The organism is Paenibacillus sp. FSL H7-0716 (assembly GCF_038002705.1).
Taxonomy (GTDB): domain Bacteria; phylum Bacillota; class Bacilli; order Paenibacillales; family Paenibacillaceae; genus Paenibacillus_AQ; species Paenibacillus_AQ odorifer.
Genome location: NZ_JBBODA010000002.1, coordinates 193,832 through 214,514, shown reverse-complemented (window position 1 = coordinate 214,514; position 20,683 = coordinate 193,832). Strand labels below are relative to the sequence as shown.

Genomic DNA, 20,683 nt, shown 5'->3' with positions numbered 1-20,683 from the left:
GCCGGGATTATTAAAAACTGAATTTTATTCTGACGGTTTTTTCTTTTGTGAAGTAAGATACTTCTTAAGGCGAGGTTCATTGGATTCCGAAACAGTAGTGAACTGCGTACCTTGATTAAAGCATACAATCTTCCGCCCGGGATCATAGCCTTCTATGTTGTTGATATTGACGACATTGCTGCGGTCAAGGCGTTCGAATCCCTTACCCTCATACGCTACGGAAAGATCGGAAAGCGTGGTGGGGAGAATAAATTCGCCTTCTTTCGTATGGACGAATATTGTATTCTTATAATTGGAGAAATACAATATATCTTCCTCTAGAATATCACTAGAGGAACCGTCTTTCTGTAAGACACGCATCTTTTCCCCATCCTTGTTTGATTACTTGCGCAGTTCTTTTGGAATCTCAGGGCTGTTAGCAAGTGGTTTCAGAATTGTTGCAAAAACTATAGCAGAAGTACCTAAGATGTTAGAAGCATAACGAGCTAAATTTTTCTTCATTTGATTGACCTCCTTTGTAATGGAATTATAACTGTAAAGGATTGAACTAAAAATGCCAATCCAATGACAAACGAATGGATCCAAAAATTCAAAGAAACCAGAATTATGGAAATGATCTTTAAACCCAAATACCATTCTTTGGGGATTTGCGCATTAGCATCAGGATTTGGAGCACATAAGATCATTACAAGCAAAGAAAAAAGATTAATCCAAATCAAATGGTTATGTATTAAATAAGTGATATGAGGGATCAGTGAACAGATAAAGATAGATACAATATTGCAGGACCTTGCGGATTTTAAATGCACTCCACCAGAAGACATTCTTAGGAGCATGAAGCTAAATAAGGCTAAGAATGTTTCCTTTAGCTGTCCAGTGAGCCCGCCGATGCATAACGAAGCTATAATAATGAATAAAGTATTTAAAATAATGCTAAGGGCATAATGCATGATTTCAATGGAATGCGTTTGCTCTGGATTACTTTTCTTAATGACCTCAACAATTTTAAAAGTTAAATGACTCATAGTTATTTCTATCCTTTTTGTGTGAGAAATATAGATATCCCCATAATAGTACTCCATAAAAAATTGGGATGAAGAAAAAGAAAAAAGATTCAAAAAAGTAGGTGAGTAAAGTAACGACAATTACTGTAGGAAGATTAAGAGCAAATAATAATTTTTCGCTAGTCGTTGGTTTAATTCTTACATCGGGTTTGTCAGGTACAAAGTCAAATCCAATACGTTTATGACCCACATACATACCAATGAGAACCGCGGCTAATGCTGATAATATCTGCATTATCATTATGTTTTTTGTAATCGGTTCCGAAGTATTTAGAGGCATGTTGATTACAGAGTCTAATAGATACATAATTATGGTTTGAATCACCGAGTAAGCTTGATAAGCCATTCCGGTTAATATGGAAGCGTAGAAGGGATGAATCCGGAATAACATCCACATAAAACAAAACATTAGTGCATATTGTGAGAAAGTATCTAATGAAGCTATCCCATAGTTGATTCTAAGGGTATAAGAAAAAAAGCCCATAATAAAACTAGCAAACAACATCTCTTTATGATATAAGTCAATTTTGAAAATTTTGAAAGCCAGAAAGAACATTGCATAGGTCTCTAGTATTGAAAATATCATAAAAAGCATAAAATCTATCATGCCGACACTCCCGATGTCTTCTAGTATAACTAACCCTATTATTGCAAGTATCGTATAAAATGGACTAAAATACAACAACTACAGTATAATTTTCCTCCTATTTTTTCGAAAAAATTCAAAATGAGAGGGGTTTAGACATGGGGCGACGTCCAGAAAGCAGTGAGTATCTCGAAGAATTATCAAAATATGTCGATTTAGTGCCAGCTGAAGGAGACATCATTACTATTTTTAGAGAGCAGACGGATGAGATTTGCACTTTTATTTCGAATCTTACGGAAGAACAAGGGGGCTATCGTTACGCTCCGGAGAAATGGAGTATCAAGGAAATGGTCGGACATCTGGCTGATACCGGAAGAATCATGTCCTACCGTTTATTGTGCATCGCCAGAGGGGATACGACTCCACTGCCGGGTTTTGAAGAGAAAGACTACGTACTTACCGCCAATTTCGAAGCGCACACTTTAAAAGCATTGCTGGCCCATTACAAGCTTGTTCGAGAATCGACATTACTCCTAATGGAAACTCTGCCGGAGGAAGCATGGATCCGGAAGGGAATAGTTAACGAGGCTACTCTTTCTGCGAGAGCTCAGGCCTGCATTATGATTGGACATGACCATCATCATTTGAATATTCTTAAAGAAAGATATTTAGGGTAATATCTTCTTAATCAAAAAAGCATTCCAATAGCCCTTATGGCTTTGGGATGCTTTTTATACACGGCTATAGCGGTGGATTCTTGTGGCATTTGCGGCATACCGGATAGTAAGCTTCATTACCACCAATCTGGATTTGCTTGCCGCTGTATACAGGCTTACCATTTTCTACTCTTAGAGCCATCGTTGCTTTGCGCTCGCAGAACCAGCAAATGGTCTTCATTTCCTCGATTTTATCAGCGTAAATCAGCATGTATTTGCTGCCTTCAAATAGCTGGTTCTGGAAATCATTTTTAAGTCCAAATGCCATAACGGGAATGCCTAGTTCATCCACAATCCGTACTAGCTGAAGAATGCAGTCCTTGCTTAGAAATTGACATTCATCAATTAGTACACAGTGGGGTTTGGGCTGGTTACTGCTGACGATATTATAAATATCGGTATTCTCGTCGACGGGTATGGCCTGTTTCCGCAGCCCAATACGGGAGGAGATAAAACCAACTTCGTCCCGATCGTCTATGGATGGAGTGAAAATGAGCACCGATTTCCCTTGCTCTTCATAATTATGCGCAACCTTGAGTATCTCAATAGATTTCCCACTGTTCATTGCTCCGTATTTGAAAAACAATTGTGCCACTTCCATCTATCCTTTCGTAAAAACAATGATTATATCTAAAAAATGCGACCTTATTAGAGTATCATATTCGGATCGGATGTATCCAGTGAAAACATTGCAATTGATTGATTGTGGTATGATAAGAGGTAATAAGAGATGGGAAAGGAAGTAATAAGTGTGACTGAAAGATTAGATGAATATAAGGAACGGTTAGCTCTTTTGCAGCAGAATGGAGATTTATCCAGTGACACAGGAAGCTTGCTGGAAGAAATGATGGCGGATTTGGTGGAATTGAACCGGAGTAATAAAGCACTGCGTCGAGCAATACTGAAAACTGGACAGGCTTCCACGATGTCAACTCGGTTAAGGGATGCACTGTACGAATAGAAAAAGAGGGTATGCGAATGGCTTTGATTTTCTCTTTTCTCAAAAAATATAAGGTAGCTGCAATAGCTGCCCTTGTAATGATGCTCATTGAATTGACGGTAGAATTATCACAGCCTTTGATCATTTCCAAAATCATTGACTTAGGGATCCGAGAAAAAGATACCTCTGTAGTATGGCTGTGGGGCAGTATATTGATCGGCAGCGCGGTAGTTGCGTTTACAGCCGGGGTACTCAGTTCTTTTTTTGCTGCCCATGCAAGTCAGAGCTTTGCGTTCGATCTTAGGGACAAATTGTACGAAAAGGTACAGTCTTTTACGTATGAAGTATTCAATCGTTTTGCTACCTCGTCACTGATTACCCGTCTGACTGGTGATGTATCACAGCTGCAGGATACTATTTTTATGAGCTTGCGCTTTATGACACGGGTGCCACTTGTTGTGGTAGGCAGTGTGATTATGGCGTTAGTTGTTCATGTGAAGCTGGGATTACTGCTGACGGTGGCGTTACCTTTGTTGATTTTTTTCCTCTACTGGATTATGAGAAAAGCTTCCTTGTTATTTCGTACGGTCCAGCAGCGTTTAGACGGAGTTAATGGCGTGATTCAGGAGAATCTTACGGGTATTCGCTTGATCCGCGTATTTGTGCGTATGGGGTATGAGATTGAACGTTTCACGGTATTTAGCGGGAATTTGATGAGATCAACGGTGTCTGCCTTGCGTTTGACTGAGACGACGATGCCTTTTGTTATGCTTATTGTGAATGCGGCGATTTTGGCGATTTTATGGTTTGGACGGATAGCCATTTCCAATGGGGATGCTACTTTGGGTCAGACTGTTGCTGTTATTAATTACTCCTTGCGAACGATTGGAGCACTATCAGCGATATCTGGTCTTGTTGTAACGTTTTCCCGCGCTCGGGCCTCCTCTCAGCGTGTTTCAGAAGTTATGGAAGCGGGAGCTGGAGTTCATGAAGGCGGGACTTTGCAAGGCGAGCCGATTCAGGGCCACGTTAAATTTGAAGGCGTTTGCTTTAAGTATCCTAATAGTGATATCTCTGTCCTGGAGGACATTCATTTTGAAGTAGCTGCTGGTGAGCGAGTAGCGATTATGGGGGCGACCGGATCAGGAAAATCCTCACTCGTAAGTCTGATTCCGCGCTTGTATGAAGAGACAGACGGGATCATTTGGATTGACGGTGATAAAAGTGCCGATATCGATATTTCCAGACTGCGGAGATCGATAGGTTATGTGCCTCAGGAATTGCAGCTTTTCAGCGGATCAATTCGCGATAATATTGCTTGGGGAAATGAACACGCCACACTAGAACAAATCCAACAAGCAGCGGCGGCTGCACAAATTCACGAGACGGTAAAAGGGTTGCCCGATGGCTATGACACGATGCTTGGTCAACGTGGGGTTAATCTCTCCGGCGGACAAAGGCAGCGGTTAACGATTGCCCGTGCACTTGTTAGGAAACCGGCTATGTTGATCCTTGATGACAGCACCAGTGCCCTTGATGCGGTTACGGAAGGGCTTTTGCTGGAGGCGCTAAAGGATATCTCCTGTACAACCTTTTTGATTACTCAGAAAATCAGTTCAACGGCATCAGCCGATTTGATCCTGTTGCTGGATGAGGGACGATTAATTGGCAAAGGCTCGCATAAGGAGCTTATGGCAAGCTCCGAGCTGTACCGCAAGATTTATGAATCACAGGTAGAGGAGGCGAAGCAGCATGTTCAAAGCATTAATTGAACCTTTTCGTCATCCTAAACCGAACTTTGAACTTGGCGTGGGACGAAGTCTAGGGACAGCATCTGGCGGCAAACCTAAAGCAAAGGCGAAGGATTGGTCAGGGACGCTGATCCGGATCTGGAGTTATCTAGCTGAGCGTAAAGCCAAGCTTATTCTTGTACTGATCATGGTTGTCTTCAGCTCAGCGCTAGCGCTGCTGGGGCCATACATGATTGGCAGAGCGGTGGATAATTATCTGGAAGGTACCGGCGGGCGCTCATGGGTTGTTTTTCTGACAAGCCTTGCATGTGTGTACATTTTTTATTCTCTGACTTCTTGGCTGCAAAACATATGGATGATCGAAATTGCTCAAGAAACTGTCTTACGGATGCGTACGGAGCTATTCTCCCATTTACACCGTCTGCCCATTTCCTTTTTTAATCGGAGACAGCAGGGAGAAATTATGAGCCGTCTTACCAATGATATCGAGAACGTCAGCTCTACGTTAAATAGCTCGGCTATTCAGATATTTTCAAGTGTTTTAACCTTGTTAGGAACCGTAGGGGTTATGCTGTGGCTTAGTCCCTTGCTGACGCTGCTCACATTCCTTGTCGTGCCTTTGATGTTGTTAGGCATGCGCTGGATTACACGCCGTACAGGCCCATTATTTAAAGAACGTCAGCGCAATGTAGGGGAGCTTAACGGTTATATTGAGGAGACCTTATCCGGACAACGGATTATCAAGGCTTTTTCACAAGAGGAACGGGTCATCTCTGGTTTTCATGAACGCAACAAGCGAATTATGCTGTCAGGCTACTGGGCGCAGTCCATTTCTGGTTTCATCCCCAAGCTTATGAATGGTCTTAATAATCTTAGCTTCGCCATTGTTGCAGGAATTGGTGGTCTGCTTGCGATCCGTGGGTCGATTACAGTGGGTGTGATCATTGTATTCGTTGAATATACCCGCCAGTTTACTCGTCCGCTTAATGATTTAGCAAATCAGTGGAATACCTTGCTCTCAGCGGTGGCAGGGGCTGAGCGGGTGTTTGAAGTGCTGGACGAAGAGACCGAGGCTAAAGATGAAGGTGCAGCCATATCACTTGAAACTGTACAGGGTGCGGTGAAGTTTGAAAATGTAGCTTTTTCTTATGATGGAGGTTCTAACACGCTGCAGGATATCAGCTTTGAAGCGAAGCCTGGCGAGATGATCGCTTTAGTTGGACCAACCGGTGCAGGTAAAACAACGCTAATAGGGCTGTTATCCCGTTTCTATGATCCTAATCAGGGGGAAATCACGCTGGATGGCTTAGATATCACTTCGATTCGGCGGGAAAGCTTGAGAAGTCATATGGCCTTTGTATTGCAGGATTCCTTTTTGTTCAAAGGGAGTATCCGCGATAACATCCGATACGGGAGGCTGGATGCGTCCGATGAAGAGGTTGAAGAGGCGGCTAAGCTGGCCAATGCCCATTCTTTTATTATGCGAATGCCTGAAGGTTATGAACGGATGCTCTCGGCGGATGGCAGCGGTATAAGCCAAGGGCAGAAGCAGCTGCTCTCCATTGCGAGAGCGATTCTTGCTAACCCCTCTATGCTTGTGCTTGATGAAGCAACCAGCAGTATTGATACAGTGACCGAGATCAAGATTCAGGAAGGGCTGCAGGCGCTGATGAAAGGGCGAACGAGCTTCGTCATCGCTCATAGACTTGGCACGATTCGTGCGGCTGATCGAATTCTTGTGCTTCAGGGCGGCAGATTATTGCAGCAAGGCTCTCATGAAGAGCTGCTGAAGCAAGGCGGACTGTACAGTGAGTTGGTACAGGGGCGGCGGAAAGAGGCGCTTGATAAGGCGGGGATTTAAGAAAAAGGCGAGAATTTTCAGGGAGCGCAGATTGCGTCCATGAAGTTCTCGCCTTTATGTTATTTGCGATAGATAACGAGCACCAGTTCGGGTGAGCTGGGAGGTTTTGATTGTGGGGAAATCTATTGTACAAATTACAATCAGCAGGGAATAAGGCTTGATTGTGTGCGATTCGAGATTCATATGATCAGATGAACAAATGATGAGATGAAAATGCTGATTCTAAGTTTAGTATAGCATCTTAAGAGATCGTTTCCTGCGTTCCGGCTTGTTTCGCCTTTTGCTTCTCCTTGAACCTTGGACCTACGTAATTCTTCTTACGGTCCCTAGCCAGAATCCAGCCACCAAGGAAAGTCATGCCAGCTGCGAAGAGCAGCAATCCACCACCGAAATGCAGCCAAGCAAAGTGGGGCACAACGGTATCATCACCATGCATGGATATGTAATCAAAAATATCATCCTTCATCATGAGGAAGCCCTTCATTGCTATTAAGCCCGGAAACACAAGAATAAGGATGGCAATGAAGCGTGAAATTAACAGTTTCATAAGTGTCTCCTACCCCTCTTAGCCCTTTAGATTCACCCATATGATAACGTTTTAGCAAGAAAAAGTCCATTTGCATATGACGTTTATAAGTTTTGTAATAGAGCAAAAAGAGAGTACAATATACTAAGTAAAATGAACTTACGTGTAATGACTGGAGGATACATATCATGACAATTTCATGTGACGTGGCCATACTTGGCGGAGGTACTGGAGGGTATGTGGCGGCTATTCGCGCTGCACAGCTTGGAAAGTCCGTTGTCGTCATCGAAATGGACAAACTGGGAGGAACCTGTCTGCATCGGGGCTGCATTCCTAGTAAATCACTGCTCCGTAGTGCAGAGGTATATGCTGAAATCAATGAGAGTGAGAGCTATGGCATTGAGACAAGCGGTGTACAGCTGGTATTCCCAAAGGTACAGAAACGCAAAGAAGCTGTAGTTGAGCAACTTCATCAAGGCGTACAATATTTGATGCGCAAAAATAAAATACAAGTTGTCAAAGGTAAAGGGCGCGTAACGGGTCCTTCTATTTTTTCTCCGCGCAGCGGTGCTGTAGCTGTGGAACTGGAAGATGGGGAGATGGAAACAGTAGTTTCCAGCCATCTTATTATCGCTACGGGCTCACGCCCACGAGTATTGCCTGGTCTCGAACCGGACGGGAAAGTGATTCTTAGCAGTGATGAAGCGCTCACGCTCGAAGAGCTGCCATCTTCTATCATTATTGTGGGCGGCGGTGTAATTGGTGTCGAATGGGCTTCAATGCTGGCTGATTTTGGAGTGCAGGTGACTGTGGTTGAAGCGGCAGGTCAGTTACTGCCTCAAGAGGATGAAGAGATAGCTAGGGAACTACAACGGTTGTTGAAAAAGCGTGGTGTTAAGGTACTGACTGAAACTACAGTGGATGCTGCAACCTGCCAGGTAACGGAGGATGGAATTTCGATCGAAGCCCGTAAGGGAGAGCAAAGTCAAAGCCTATCCGCAGAAAAATTGCTTGTATCCGTAGGCAGAGTGGCCAACATCGAGAATATTGGTCTTGAAAACACAGATATTCGCTTTGACAAAGGGATTATTGCTGTAAACGCTAGTATGCAGACGGCAGAGCCGCATATTTATGCGATTGGTGACTGCATCGGCGGGCTTCAATTGGCTCATGCAGCCAGTCATGAAGGGATTATGGCGGTTAACCATCTATCTGGTGAGAAGCTACATCCTTACCATACACATTTAGTACCACGTTGTGTCTATACTCGGCCTGAGGTAGCAAGTGTGGGCTACACCGAGAAGGAAGCTAAAGAGCTTGGACATGATGTAGTGATTGGCAAGTTCCCATTTTCGGCCATTGGCAAGGCAATTGTATATGGCCAGAAGGACGGATTTGTCAAAGTTGTTGCCGATCGTAGCAGTGGAGATATTCTTGGTGTGCAGATGATTGGTCCTCATGTGACGGATCTAATTGGAGAAGCGGCCTTGGCACAGCTTCTGGATGCAACACCTTGGGAGATTGGTGAAGCTATACATGCTCACCCTACCCTTTCGGAGATTATCGGAGAAGCAATGTTAGCTGTGGATGGAAGATCTATTGGATTTTAGTTTTTCTTAGCTTTTCTTTTTGGGTAGAAAGGGATTATAATATACTCAAGTCAAGTCTTAGTACCAGGTTTTAAGATCAGGGCACAATTGGTCTTAATTCCTGTAAGACTTCAGGCTTTATGAATAAGGAGGTATCTCTTTATGGAATCCCAAGGTACTGTAGAAACGATTAACAGACATAAGCAGCTTGGACTTAGTGACGGCCAGGTCATCGATATGTACAGATATATGTCGCTCGCTCGTAAATACGATGAGCGCAGTCTGCTGCTTCAGCGCGCTGGCAAGATCAACTTTCATGTCTCCGGCATAGGCCAGGAGGCGGGTCAGGTGGCGGCGGCGTTCGCGCTGGACCGGCAAAATGATTATTTTTTACCTTATTACCGCGATTATGCTTTCGTGCTCTCAGTGGGTATGACTACACGCGAACTTATGTTGTCCGTATTCGCTAAGGCAGAAGATCCAAACAGTGGTGGGCGGCAAATGCCGGGTCACTTTGGCAGCAAACGTCTGCGTATTGTGACAGGGTCAAGCCCTGTAACCACGCAGGTCCCTCATGCGGTTGGCTTTGCTCTGGCGGCCAAAATGCAGAAGAAGAAATTCGTCTCCTTTGTAACCTTCGGTGAAGGTTCCAGCAATCAGGGGGATTTTCATGAAGCTTGTAACTTTGCCGGAGTGAATAAGCTGCCGGTTATTATCATGTGCCAGAACAATCAGTACGCAATCTCTGTTCCTGTTCATAAACAGTTAGGCGGCAAGGTTAGCGACCGTGCGCTGGGTTATGGATTTCCTGGTGTGCGTGTAGACGGAAACGATCCGCTTGAGGTTTATCGTGTCGTTAAGGAAGCGCGGGAAAGAGCCCTCGCGGGTGAAGGTCCTACGCTGATTGAAGCGATGATGTACCGTTTGTCTCCACACTCCACCTCAGATAATGATCTGGCTTACCGGACCAAAGAAGAGGTTGATGAGAACTGGAAGAAGGACGGCGTAGCAGGATTCCGTAATTATTTGATCGGTCTGGGATTGTGGAGTGACGAGCAAGAACAAGATCTTGCTGCTGAATGCAATCTTGAGCTTAAAGCGGCTATCGAGTATGCCGATAATGCTCCGTTCCCGAAACCGGAAGACACACTGCTGCATGTATACAGTGATTCCGACCTCAAAGGAGGGGCATAAACCATGGCTATAATGGAATATATCGATGCCATCAGGCTCGCGATGAAGGAAGAAATGGAGCGCGATGATTCCGTGTTCGTGCTTGGTGAGGACGTTGGTCTCAAAGGCGGCGTATTTACCACAACCAAAGGTCTACAGGAACAGTTTGGCGAAGAGCGGGTTATGGATACACCCCTCGCTGAATCAGCGATTGCTGGTGTAGCCATCGGAGCAGCTATGTACGGAATGAAACCAATTGCTGAAATGCAATACTCCGACTTTATGCTTCCGGCGACGAATCAAATTATCAGTGAAGCGGCTAAAATCCGCTATCGTTCAAATAACGATTGGAGTTGCCCGGTTGTCATTCGTGCCCCTATTGGCGGCGGGGTGTTCGGTGGATTGTATCATTCACAGTGTCCGGAATCGATTTTCTTTGGTACACCTGGATTGAAGATTGTAGCGCCTTACTCCGCTTATGATGCTAAAGGGTTGCTGAAGGCAGCCGTACGTGATCCTGATCCGGTGCTTTTCTTTGAGAACAAAAAGTGTTACAAGCTGATCAAGGAAGAAGTGCCAGAAGGGGATTACACCGTTCCAATTGGCGAAGCTAATCTGCTGCGTGAGGGAACGGATATTACGGTGATTGGCTATAGTCTTCCGCTGCATTTTGCTATGCAGGCTGCGGAAGAATTGGAACGCGAGGAAGGAATTACAGCACATATTCTTGATCTGCGTACCTTGCAACCGCTGGATCGTGATGCGATTATTGCTGCTGCCCGTCAAACCGGTAAGGTATTGATTGTGCATGAAGATAATAAAACAGGCGGAATTGGCGGCGAAGTGGCAGCCATTATCGCAGAGCATTGTCTGTTCGAGCTCGATGCACCAATCTTCCGTCTTTGTGGTCCCGATGTTCCGGCGATGCCAATCAGCCCACCAATGGAGAAGTTCTTCATGCTTAGCAAAGAAAAAGTGAAGGCGGAAATGCTTCGACTGGCGCAATATTAAATAGCTGAGTGAATGCGAAGCTTCGTAAAACTCAGGTGATGCTTACGAAGCTTCGTAAAACTTTAAGAATATGCTTACGAAGCAAGTTTTACTATGTAGTCTTTCTAAGAGTCAATGCTTCGTAAAACTTTTAAGGAGTGAAAAGATGTCTGACAACCAAAAGTTGACTGACGTGATCATGCCGCAGCTGGCGGAATCGCTAGTATCGGCGACGATCGGCAAATGGCTGAAGAAACCGGGCGATCCGGTAGAGCAATACGAACCAATATGTGAGCTTATTACAGATAAAGTAAATGCTGAATTACCTTCAACGATCGATGGAGTTATGGGTGAACTATTGGCGGAAGAAGGCCAGGTTGTCAATGTCGGCGAAGTCATTTGTCGTATAGCCGTGCCTGTGACTGCATCTGCTGCTGCAAACGTGACTAACACTAACACAGTTGCAGCTAATTCCTCTAATAATGTTGCAGGACAAAGTGCGACTTCAACTGCTGGCGATACGATGCGTGCACGCTATTCTCCTGCGGTACAGACTTTGGCTGCTGAACATAACATCGATCTGACTTTAGTTGCTGGTACTGGTATGGGTGGTCGGATTACCCGTAAGGATGTGCTGACCTTCCTCGAAAGCGGCGGAGCTAGATCTGCAGCTTCGATTTCTGCTAGCCAGCCTGCCCCAATGGCGTCACAACCGCCTGCTCCACAGTTCGTTCAAGCCCAAGAGAAGAAGGCAGAAGAGCCACTTCGCCATTCGGGTCTACACTTGAGCGAATCTCCTCGTATTCCAACAATTGAAGTTGAGGGTGGCAGAGGCAGCAGTTCTGAATACCTGATTGATGTAACGCCAATCCGGAATACAATTGCTACAAGAATGCGTCAAAGTGTCTCTGAGATTCCGCATGCTTGGACAATGATTGAGGTAGACGTGACTAATCTGGTCGCACTGCGCAATAAACATAAGGATGAGTTCAAGCGTAAAGAAGGTATCAATCTAACCTATCTGGCTTTCATGATGAAGGCTGTTGTGAGTGCGATTAAGGATTACCCGATTATGAACTCTGTCTGGGCTGTAGACAAAATTATTGTCAAACGTGATATCAATATCTCGTTAGCGGTAGGTACAGAAGATTCGGTTATCACTCCTGTGATTAAGAAGGCTGATCAGAAAAATGTCGCTGGGTTGGCTCGTGAGATTGATGAATTGGCTCAAAAAACACGCGAAGGCAAACTGAGCCTGGAAGATTTGCAGGGAGGGACTTTCACTGTAAATAATACAGGCTCGTTTGGCTCCATTCTTTCTTATCCAATCATTAACTATCCACAGGCAGCGATTTTAACATTTGAATCGATTGTAAAAAGACCTGTGGTTATTAACGATATGATAGGTGTGCGATCAATGGCTAATATTTGTCTGTCGCTCGATCATCGGATTCTGGACGGAGTCATTTGCGGTCGTTTCTTGCAACGCGTCAAGGATAATATTGAAGGATATACCCCGGATACGAAACTTTACTAAAATAATAACGAGCCAAACTGTGCAGGCATGAGACTGAAAAAGGGGACCTGACGGTATGAATAATTCAGATATTCGTAAGCTGCAGATTTCATATGACCCTATTATGGAGTATGGGACGGCCTGGGAGCTGCAAAAAGAAAGTGTGCATGCCATTGATTCTGGCGAGCAGCCGGAGAGACTTATTCTTTTACAGCATCCGCCTACCTATACTATCGGTTCACAAAATCATCCTGAACATCTTCTCTTGGATCATGAGCAGCTCGAAGAAAAAGGAATCGCGCTGTTTGAAATCGATCGCGGAGGAGATATTACATATCACGGACCCGGTCAGCTTGTAGGTTATCCGATTCTTAAGCTCGGAGAAGATGGCAAAGTGGATTTGCATGGGTACTTGCGCAGTCTGGAGGCTGTTATTATTGATTATTTGGCATCCTACGGAATTGTCGGAGATCGTAAACCGGAGTACACCGGAGTATGGGTTGGCGATGAGAAGATCTGTGCTATTGGTGTGAAGTTTAATAAGAGTAAATTCCGAAGAGGTTTTATTACCAGTCATGGTTTTGCTTTTAACATTTCTGAGGGGATTGCGGCGCGCGGGTTTCAAGGGATTATTCCATGCGGGATCACCGATTTTGGAATAACTTCTCTAGAGGAATGTGCAGGTCGTCGATTTGAGCTTCATGAGGTGGCTGAAGAGCTGGTCCCATATTTCTTGAAACATTTTCCATATGAAGAGCTGATGGACACTTTCTGTGATATGGCAAAGGCTGATTAGGAACAGACGTGCAGGCCAAATAGCGGCAAGGAGTTCCTAGCCGCTATTATTAATGCTTCCTGAGCAATGTTTAACCTGCAAGGAAAGGCTCGATAACCATAAAGAGCGTAGAGGCAATCATGGCAAACAACATGACGTAGATGAAGATCTTGAACCATTTATTACGTTGCATGGGTAACTCCTTTAGATTTAGTTTAAGTTATTAACATGAAGATGGTAATGTCGTACAACCATTGTACCGTATTCACGAAAGAGAGGGAAGTCCAGTGATTTCACAAGACCGATTGATTCAGGAGTTTATGGAACTTGTCCAAGTTGATAGCGAAACAAGAAATGAACGGCAGATTGCCGATGTCCTTAAGAGTAAGTTTAACGAACTGGGTTTAGAAGTGCTCGAAGACGATTCACAGGAAAGAACCGGACATGGAGCAGGTAATCTATTCATTACCTGGCCAGCTGAGAATGGAGGAGCTGCTCCAAAGCTTCTGTTCACTTGCCATATGGATACGGTTGTTCCAGGACAAAATATCAAGCCTACACTTGGTTCAGATGGATGGATTACAAGTGATGGTACTACGATTCTTGGAGCTGATGATAAAGCAGGACTTGCTGCATTGTTCGAAGCCATTCGCGTGATCCAAGAGCAAAAGCTTCCGCATGGTCAGATTCAATTCGTGATTACAGCGGGTGAAGAATCTGGATTGCTGGGCGCACGTTCGATGGATCCAAGTAACTTGGATGCAGACTTCGGCTTTGCACTAGATTCCAATGGTGAAGTTGGAGCGATTGCGGTCGCAGCACCGACACAGGCAAAAATCACGATGCAAATCTTTGGGAAATCAGCTCATGCTGGCGTGAACCCAGAGGACGGCATCAGCGCAATTCAAGTTGCTAGCAAAGCGATTGCAGCCATGAAGCTGGGTCGTATTGATAACGAAACCACAGCGAATATTGGGAAGTTCGCTGGCGGCGGCCCAACGAATGTAGTGTGCGATCACGTCCAGCTGGATGCAGAAGCACGTAGTATTGTGCAGGAGAAGGTTGGCGTTCAAATCGCTTCGATGCGCGAAGCACTCGAGACAACTGTTCGGGAATACGGCGCAGAATGCGAATTCCGCAGTGAAATTATCTACCCTGCTTTTAGCTTTAATGAGCATGATCCGGTAGTGCAGCTTGCACAGCGGGCCATTACTTCTATGGGGCTTACTCCACGCCTGTTCCACTCTGGCGGAGGTAGTGATGCTAATGTATTCAACGGTCTAGATGTTCCGACTGTTAACCTTGCAGTGGGTTATGAACATATCCATACTACCAAGGAACGGATTAAAGCCGAAGATATCGTAAAAGTGGCTGAACTCGTTGTGAATATTGTAAAAGAGAGCGTAAAGGGCTAACAGCCTTATAAAACAGCAGAGCAGTGATTCTTTCGTAACGGAGGATCGCTGCTCTGCTGTTTTTTTATGGTGAGTTTAGTGTAGCAATATTTAGAGCATTCCAAAAAATCCATGCGGCCTCTAATGCCGCTTTTGGCGAGTCTCCAAGTAGGGATTTTCGGAATCCCCGGATGTACCCCTCTCTTGAGGCTAAAGGACCCAGATGACGCTAAAAGCAAAATTATCGCCATTTTGGGCAAAGTTTCGGACACGAGCGCAGCTATTCCTTATGAAGAGGAGTATATAGTGTGTTTTTTGTGCTGATAGCTGCAATGGGGACCGATAGCCTAGCAAAAGTGGGGAAAAGGTGTGTTTAAGGGCAGCTGTGTCCGATAGCGTCAAGTCCACCCCTCTCTTGGGGCTAAAGGACTCAGATGACGCTAAAAGCAAATTTATCACCATTTGAGCAGAGTTTCGGACACCAGCGCAGCTATTCCTTAGGAAGAGGAGCATATAGTGTGTTTTTTGTGCTGATAGCTGCAATGGGGACCGATAGCCTAGCAAAAGTGGGGAAAAGGTGTGTTTAAGGGCAGCTGAGTCCAACAGCGTACAAAGGTAGGCGCAATAGCGACCTAATCAAACAACTTGTGCTAGATATCAGCATCGTGAGCGATCAACAAGTTATGTCTGATATGAGCATCGTAAGCGCATAGTCGCTTAATCAAACAACCTGTGCCCATTATCAGCATCGTAAGCACAATACCCCATAATTGGGGGCGACGCAAAAAGACTGGGGTGCCCCAGCAGCCATTTCATGGCTTTTGAGACACCCCTATAGTTGTGTGAACATGTATGGCTAAGTCCCAAAGGATAGGATGAGTTCATCCTGCCTTGGACGGAAGGATTGCGGATTGATCATGCAGGGAAAGAATGTATGCCAAGGGCATATCGCGCCCATACTGCTGGATCCATCCAGCCAAGATGGCCTTTATTTCCTCCGGCTTACCTACCATCATAACTGCGGATGAGCTTGTACGGCTGAAGATTTCGTTCATCTGAAATTCCTTCTTTCCCTTTAAGTTTGCTATAATACACCGTATGCACAATAGAGAAAAAGGAGACCAGAAACTTTATGGGAGAACAACATTTGCACAGCAAACCCGAGCTTGATGAAGTGACATTGTCTACACAGCCTGTTTTTGATGGGAAGATTATATCTTTGCAGGTGGATACAGTGAGACTGCCTGATGGAAATACTGCGACACGTGAAGTTGTGAAGCATCCCGGTGCTGTAGCGGTGCTTGCTTTAAACAACAACAAAATGCTTGTTGTAGAGCAATACCGTCAGCCCATGCAACGCACTGAGGTGGAAATTCCTGCTGGGAAGCTGGATAAAGGTGAAGATCCATTAGTTGCGGCTGGTCGTGAACTTCAGGAAGAGACTGGATTTCACAGTGGAGATCTGAAATTGCTTAAATCCTTCTATACTTCTCCCGGCTTCGCCGATGAGATTATTCATTTGTATGTGACTACTAACGCTCAACCAGGGGACATGTCACTGGACGAGGATGAATTTCTAGAGGTTTCGGAGCTTACCTTGGAGGAAGCGTATCAATATATGGCTGACGGGCGCATCGCGGATGCAAAAACGATGATGGCAGTGTACGCTTGGCATTTATACACGCTGACAGGCCAATGGAATTAACAAATGAACTGAAGAGTTTCTATTGCGATTTGCATGTTCATATTGGGCGAACGTCGGAAGGTCAGGCTGTCAAAATTAGCGGCAGCCGCGAGCTTACCTTTGCGGGCATTGCCAAAGAAGCTGCAGAGCGCAAGGGACTAGAAATGATCGGTATTATAGATAGTCATTCACCTGGCGTCCTGCGGGATATTCAGCGCTCTTTGGAATCTGGAGAGATGACATTAGCTGAAGGTGGAGGCATTGCTTACCGAGGGACTACAATCATTCTGGGAACAGAAATTGAAATCCGCGAGCCTGGGCGAAAAGAGTGCCATGTGCTCGCCTACATGCCGGACGTGGAACGCATGACCGACTTTAGTGCGTGGATGAGCCGCTATATGCGGAACGTGAATCTAAGTTCCCAGCGCCTGTATGCTCCGGCTAGGGAGCTTCAGGATGAGATTTACGGGCGGGGAGGCATTCTTATCCCTGCACATATTTTCACGCCTCACAAGGGCTTGTATGGCTGTGCTGCCGAGCGTATGGCGGACATCTTTGATCTGGAACGCATAGCTGCGGTTGAACTTGGGCTGAGTGCAGATTCCGAAATGGCTGGATATCTCTCTGAACTGGATGATTTCACGTTTCTAACCAACTCAGATGCGCATTCACTGGGTAAGTTAGGGCGTGAGTATAACGTGATGGAGCTGGCACAGCCTTCGTTTGCTGAACTGCGGCTTGCACTGGAACGTAAAAATGGGCGGAAGGTAAGTGCTAATTTCGGACTTAATCCGCGGCTTGGCAAATACCACCGGAGCTATTGCGGGGGCTGCGGCAGTATTATTGATGAGGCTTATGTCAACTCGGATCGTTGCCAATATTGCGGCAGTCTTAAGCTGGTTAGAGGTGTCTTCGACCGGATCCTAGATATTGCGGACCGCAAGACGCCGTTAGTGCCTGCTGACCGTCCACCCTATCATTATCAGGTTCCGCTTGAATTTATCCCGGGGTTAGGGAAGGCGAAGATGAACGCGTTACTGCAAGCGTTTGGAACTGAGATGAACATTTTACATGGTTGTGGTGAAGCGGAAATTGCCAGCGTTGTAGGTGCGGATCTGGCGTCGATGATCGTCCAGGCCCGCTCTGGAATTTTGGAGCTATCAGCAGGCGGTGGAGGGACGTACGGTAAAGTGGTTCAGCCCAGAAAGTAGAGTCATTACCTGAAGGACAAGTCATATCGCGGGACGTTTTCTCATATGGTGTAACATGTAACCGGAAAGGGGAACGTCCCAAATGCGTAATTTACGGCTGATGATGAAGGAACAGACGCCTCTGTATATTTTTGTCGGCGTATTATTTCTGGTAGGTGTTGTATTTGGAGCTCTTATCGTTAGTGCGCTTACGATGGATCAGCAGCAGGAGCTGGGGGATTATCTGGGGAATTTCTTTGTTACGGTTGATCAGCAAGGTCTGCCAGCCGCACCTGATTCGTACTGGAGTATAGCAGCCTTGAATCTGAAATGGATCGGACTGATCTGGATTCTTGGGTTGTCGGTCATTGGGCTGCCGGGAATTTTGATTCTTGATTTTTTAAAAGGGGTACTGATCGGTTTTACGGTTGGCTGTCTGGTCAGTCAATATTCTTGGCATGGGATGTTGTTCGCATTAGTCTCTGTGGCTCCACATAATCTGGTGCTGATCCCTGTGCTGCTGGTTAGCAGTGCAGCTGCGATAGCTTTTTCCTTGCAGATGATCCGCAGCCGGGTGATGGGACAACGACGGACGCCAGTGACTCGTCCTTTTACCATGTACACTATATTGTCATTTGTGATGGCGCTTTTGATCCTGGGTATTTCATGTTTTGAGACCTGGGTTACACCAACCATGATGCGTTGGGTCACGCCTTCACTTGTACAAGCGGTGACGACCTTGACTGTGCAGTAAAAGCGTTTGACTTCTGAAAGCGACACCCCCTATAATGGAAGAAGTGGTTTGAAGACCGGTGCGGTTATTATCCAAGGGGGAGGGAGACAGGTGGAAGCACGGATAGACAAGATTAAGCAACAGTTACAATCCCAAGGATACAAGCTTACACCCCAACGGGAAGCGACCTTAAGAGTGCTGCTGGAGAATGAGGAAGATCATCTTAGCGCGGAAGACGTATTTATGCTCGTGAAGGAGAAAGCTCCCGAGATCGGTCTTGCGACTGTGTATCGTACCCTCGAACTTCTCAGTGAGCTACATGTCGTAGAAAAGATCAATTTCGGCGACGGTGTAGCCCGGTATGATTTGCGAACAGATACTGCGAAGCATCATCATCATCACTTAATTTGTGTGCAATGCGGCAGTATGGATGAGATTCGCGAGGATTGGCTCGGTCCGCTGGAAGAGCGACTGGAGAAAGAGTTTAATTTCACAGTGCTTGATCATAGACTTGATTTCCATGGGATTTGCTACCGCTGTACTGATAAGAACAATACAGACGGAAATCCATCCTAAAGTTATCTTATATTAAGAATTAACTTCACAAGTCCTCCCCGGTTTTATACCGGAGGGGGCTTTTTAAATGATTAGTCTATTAGAGCCATACATATCAGCCTTTTTTGGAGCATAAAATGAAGGACGAGCAGAATTCATTTATATGTAATAGGAGGCGTCCTTATGATTGTTTCTGTGCCCAAAACAGTGCGTAAGCTGTATTTTATGATCATGTTTGTGGCTCTAAGCTATTTACTCTACTATGCTATGAGCTGGCTAGGGGAATGGCTCAGTCCGATAGAGAACTATGGAATTCCTGAAGGCACCGCTGTTCGGGCATTTGATCACGCCGAGGTTGGTGATGATGGTCTGGATGCACGGCAGCGCTTGCGTTTCTATTATTGGTTCGGAGAATGAAAGCTCCACTGGAAGCAGGAACAAGCGAGAAGAATGTCGAAGAAAGCTAGGGTGGATTTATGCAGAGTAAGAGTTGTGTACACATCTGCTGAAGCCTCATGCTGAATGTGCTGCAGGAAGACACTAAGAGTAGCTGCGCCAGGACAGGAGCGTGAAATAATGAAGTCACACTTGCAGCCTTTTTTACATTATTTGTCCGGAGATAAAGGCTTGTCCCCGAATACACTGGAATCTTACGGTAGGGATGTATCGCAGTTTCTAGAGTTTGCTGAAGAGCGGGGGGTTGAACAGCCTGAAGAATTCCGAAGATCTCATGTGATGTTATATCTTAGCTCCTTACGCGGAGCGGGAAGAGCCACTGCAACGCTCAACAGAAACGCGGTGTCCCTGCGGGCCTTTTTTCATTATTTGCTGAAGGAACGTTTAATTGAGCAGGATCCAACACTGGACATGGAAACCATGAAGCCCGATAAGAAGCCACCTATGGTGCTTGCGGTTTCGGAGGTTGAGCGGCTGTTGGCTGCTCCAGATGTGAGTACAGCACAAGGGATGCGCGATAAGGCTATGCTGGAATTGCTCTACGCAACGGGAATAAAGGTTTCTGAATTAATTTCTCTTAACGTAGACGATGTGCATACGGACATGAAGTTTGCGCGCTGTACAGGGACTTCAGGCAAGGAACGAGTGGTACCCATTGGAACCATTGCTGCGGAGAGTGTAGCAGCTTACACTTCTATTATGCGGGACAAGCTGCTTCGTGATCATCAGGAGGAGCCGGCCATGTTCCTGAATAGCCTGGGTGGGCGATTAACCCGCCAGGGGTTCTGGAAAATCATAAAAAAATACGCACGGGAAGCAAACATTGAGCAGGATATTACACCGCATACGCTAAGGCATTCCTTCGCCGCCCATTTACTGGAAGGTGGAGCGGATTTGCGTTCCGTACAACAAATGCTGGGTCATGCTGATATTTCAACGACTCAGATTTATAACGGTATCGCCCGTAAGAATATGAAGGAAGTATATGAGAGCCATCATCCCAGAGCTCGCTGATCATGCTTCAAAGATGCTTTTTGTGAGTAAGATAGTTATGATGGAATCATACTTATAGGATAGACTGGGGAATGGGTAATTTTCCACAGGTTATCCTTTGGCAGAAACGGATACCTGACAGGCGATACATTGTATCGCTAGCTACGGAAGCGTCTGACTTCCGGGAGAAG

23 protein-coding genes are annotated in these 20,683 nt (G+C 45.6%); 16 read left to right on the top strand and 7 right to left on the bottom strand.

Translation table 11 applies throughout. The features are described from left to right. Positions 1–24: 24 nt before the first annotated feature. The 3 genes from MHH60_RS03860 to MHH60_RS03850 all read right to left on the bottom strand — a co-directional run bounded on the left by MHH60_RS03860 (position 25) and on the right by MHH60_RS03850 (position 1,671). Positions 25–360: a LytTR family DNA-binding domain-containing protein gene (locus MHH60_RS03860; RefSeq protein WP_076134482.1), complete on the bottom strand. Its 336-nt coding sequence runs from the start codon at positions 358–360 to the stop codon at positions 25–27. A gap of 137 nt (positions 361–497) precedes the next feature. Further along, positions 498–1,025, bottom strand: a complete 528-nt coding sequence (locus tag MHH60_RS03855; protein ID WP_076134481.1) for an accessory gene regulator ArgB-like protein — start codon at positions 1,023–1,025, stop codon at positions 498–500. Continuing rightward, a complete protein-coding gene (locus MHH60_RS03850; RefSeq protein WP_162636777.1) occupies positions 1,006–1,671 on the bottom strand; it encodes a hypothetical protein in 666 nt (221 codons plus the stop codon). The genes MHH60_RS03855 and MHH60_RS03850 overlap by 20 nt, the downstream gene beginning before the upstream one ends. A 137-nt stretch (positions 1,672–1,808) precedes the next feature. On the opposite strand from MHH60_RS03850, the gene MHH60_RS03845 reads away from it, so the two are divergent. Further along, positions 1,809–2,327 (top strand): DinB family protein, encoded by a 519-nt coding sequence (locus MHH60_RS03845; RefSeq protein WP_076134479.1) that lies wholly within the window; start codon positions 1,809–1,811, stop codon positions 2,325–2,327. Between the two features lie 64 nt (positions 2,328–2,391). On the opposite strand, the gene MHH60_RS03840 is transcribed toward MHH60_RS03845, so the two are convergent. Next, positions 2,392–2,961 (bottom strand): thymidine kinase, encoded by a 570-nt coding sequence (locus MHH60_RS03840; protein WP_042129772.1) that lies wholly within the window; start codon positions 2,959–2,961, stop codon positions 2,392–2,394. 135 nt (positions 2,962–3,096) lie between these two features. Here MHH60_RS03840 and MHH60_RS03835 point away from each other — a divergent pair, with 135 nt between their 5' ends. Genes MHH60_RS03835 through MHH60_RS03825 form a run of 3 tightly spaced genes read left to right on the top strand, consistent with a single transcriptional unit; the run spans position 3,097 to position 6,918 of the window. Beyond that, positions 3,097–3,327: a hypothetical protein gene (locus MHH60_RS03835; RefSeq protein ID WP_076134478.1), complete on the top strand. Its 231-nt coding sequence runs from the start codon at positions 3,097–3,099 to the stop codon at positions 3,325–3,327. 17 nt (positions 3,328–3,344) lie between these two features. Then, the gene (locus MHH60_RS03830) at positions 3,345–5,078 is read left to right on the top strand and encodes an ABC transporter ATP-binding protein (protein ID WP_076134477.1); all 1,734 of its coding nucleotides are present in this window, start codon (positions 3,345–3,347) and stop codon (positions 5,076–5,078) included. Beyond that, a complete protein-coding gene (locus tag MHH60_RS03825) occupies positions 5,059–6,918 on the top strand; it encodes an ABC transporter ATP-binding protein (protein WP_076134476.1) in 1,860 nt (619 codons plus the stop codon). Before MHH60_RS03830 ends, MHH60_RS03825 begins: the two co-directional genes overlap by 20 nt. 241 nt (positions 6,919–7,159) lie before the next feature. Here the strand turns inward: MHH60_RS03825 and MHH60_RS03820 are convergent, their stop codons facing one another. Then, a complete protein-coding gene (locus tag MHH60_RS03820) occupies positions 7,160–7,465 on the bottom strand; it encodes a DUF2627 domain-containing protein (RefSeq protein WP_038572486.1) in 306 nt (101 codons plus the stop codon). A 167-nt stretch (positions 7,466–7,632) separates the two neighbouring features. On the opposite strand from MHH60_RS03820, the gene lpdA reads away from it, so the two are divergent. The 5 genes from lpdA (at position 7,633) to lipB (ending at position 13,508) form a co-directional block, all read left to right on the top strand. Next, the gene (gene lpdA, locus MHH60_RS03815) at positions 7,633–9,054 is read left to right on the top strand and encodes a dihydrolipoyl dehydrogenase (protein ID WP_076104400.1); all 1,422 of its coding nucleotides are present in this window, start codon (positions 7,633–7,635) and stop codon (positions 9,052–9,054) included. Between the two features lie 141 nt (positions 9,055–9,195). Continuing rightward, positions 9,196–10,227, top strand: a complete 1,032-nt coding sequence (locus tag MHH60_RS03810; protein ID WP_036676031.1) for a thiamine pyrophosphate-dependent dehydrogenase E1 component subunit alpha — start codon at positions 9,196–9,198, stop codon at positions 10,225–10,227. A 3-nt stretch (positions 10,228–10,230) separates the two neighbouring features. Continuing rightward, a complete protein-coding gene (locus MHH60_RS03805; RefSeq protein ID WP_036676034.1) occupies positions 10,231–11,217 on the top strand; it encodes an alpha-ketoacid dehydrogenase subunit beta in 987 nt (328 codons plus the stop codon). 145 nt (positions 11,218–11,362) lie between these two features. Then, positions 11,363–12,733: a dihydrolipoamide acetyltransferase family protein gene (locus MHH60_RS03800; RefSeq protein ID WP_076134475.1), complete on the top strand. Its 1,371-nt coding sequence runs from the start codon at positions 11,363–11,365 to the stop codon at positions 12,731–12,733. Between the two features lie 55 nt (positions 12,734–12,788). Beyond that, positions 12,789–13,508: a lipoyl(octanoyl) transferase LipB gene (gene lipB / locus MHH60_RS03795; protein ID WP_076134474.1), complete on the top strand. Its 720-nt coding sequence runs from the start codon at positions 12,789–12,791 to the stop codon at positions 13,506–13,508. A gap of 70 nt (positions 13,509–13,578) precedes the next feature. On the opposite strand, the gene prli42 is transcribed toward lipB, so the two are convergent. Continuing rightward, a complete protein-coding gene (gene prli42 / locus MHH60_RS03790; RefSeq protein ID WP_094872112.1) occupies positions 13,579–13,680 on the bottom strand; it encodes a stressosome-associated protein Prli42 in 102 nt (33 codons plus the stop codon). A gap of 94 nt (positions 13,681–13,774) precedes the next feature. Here prli42 and MHH60_RS03785 point away from each other — a divergent pair, with 94 nt between their 5' ends. Continuing rightward, positions 13,775–14,902 carry a tripeptidase T gene (locus tag MHH60_RS03785; protein WP_076134473.1) on the top strand — a complete coding sequence of 376 codons (1,128 nt, stop codon included), beginning with the start codon at positions 13,775–13,777 and terminating at the stop codon, positions 14,900–14,902. Between the two features lie 860 nt (positions 14,903–15,762). Here MHH60_RS03785 and MHH60_RS03780 read toward each other — a convergent pair. After that, positions 15,763–15,936: a hypothetical protein gene (locus MHH60_RS03780; protein ID WP_162636775.1), complete on the bottom strand. Its 174-nt coding sequence runs from the start codon at positions 15,934–15,936 to the stop codon at positions 15,763–15,765. Positions 15,937–16,013: 77 nt separating this feature from the next. Here MHH60_RS03780 and MHH60_RS03775 point away from each other — a divergent pair, with 77 nt between their 5' ends. The 6 genes from MHH60_RS03775 (at position 16,014) to xerD (ending at position 20,513) form a co-directional block, all read left to right on the top strand. Continuing rightward, positions 16,014–16,586, top strand: coding sequence for an NUDIX hydrolase (locus tag MHH60_RS03775; RefSeq protein WP_036676048.1), 573 nt, complete (start codon positions 16,014–16,016; stop codon positions 16,584–16,586). Then, the gene (locus MHH60_RS03770) at positions 16,577–17,776 is read left to right on the top strand and encodes an endonuclease Q family protein (RefSeq protein ID WP_076134752.1); all 1,200 of its coding nucleotides are present in this window, start codon (positions 16,577–16,579) and stop codon (positions 17,774–17,776) included. The genes MHH60_RS03775 and MHH60_RS03770 overlap by 10 nt, the downstream gene beginning before the upstream one ends. Positions 17,777–17,858: 82 nt before the next feature. Further along, positions 17,859–18,509 carry a stage II sporulation protein M gene (gene spoIIM / locus MHH60_RS03765; protein WP_036676050.1) on the top strand — a complete coding sequence of 217 codons (651 nt, stop codon included), beginning with the start codon at positions 17,859–17,861 and terminating at the stop codon, positions 18,507–18,509. Between the two features lie 90 nt (positions 18,510–18,599). Then, complete coding sequence (gene fur / locus MHH60_RS03760) at positions 18,600–19,064, top strand: ferric iron uptake transcriptional regulator (RefSeq protein ID WP_036676051.1); 465 nt, start codon at positions 18,600–18,602, stop codon at positions 19,062–19,064. Between the two features lie 162 nt (positions 19,065–19,226). Next, positions 19,227–19,460, top strand: coding sequence for a DUF4227 family protein (locus MHH60_RS03755; RefSeq protein WP_036676052.1), 234 nt, complete (start codon positions 19,227–19,229; stop codon positions 19,458–19,460). A gap of 159 nt (positions 19,461–19,619) precedes the next feature. Next, positions 19,620–20,513, top strand: coding sequence for a site-specific tyrosine recombinase XerD (gene xerD / locus MHH60_RS03750; protein ID WP_076134751.1), 894 nt, complete (start codon positions 19,620–19,622; stop codon positions 20,511–20,513). The last annotated feature ends 170 nt before the right edge of the window (positions 20,514–20,683 follow it).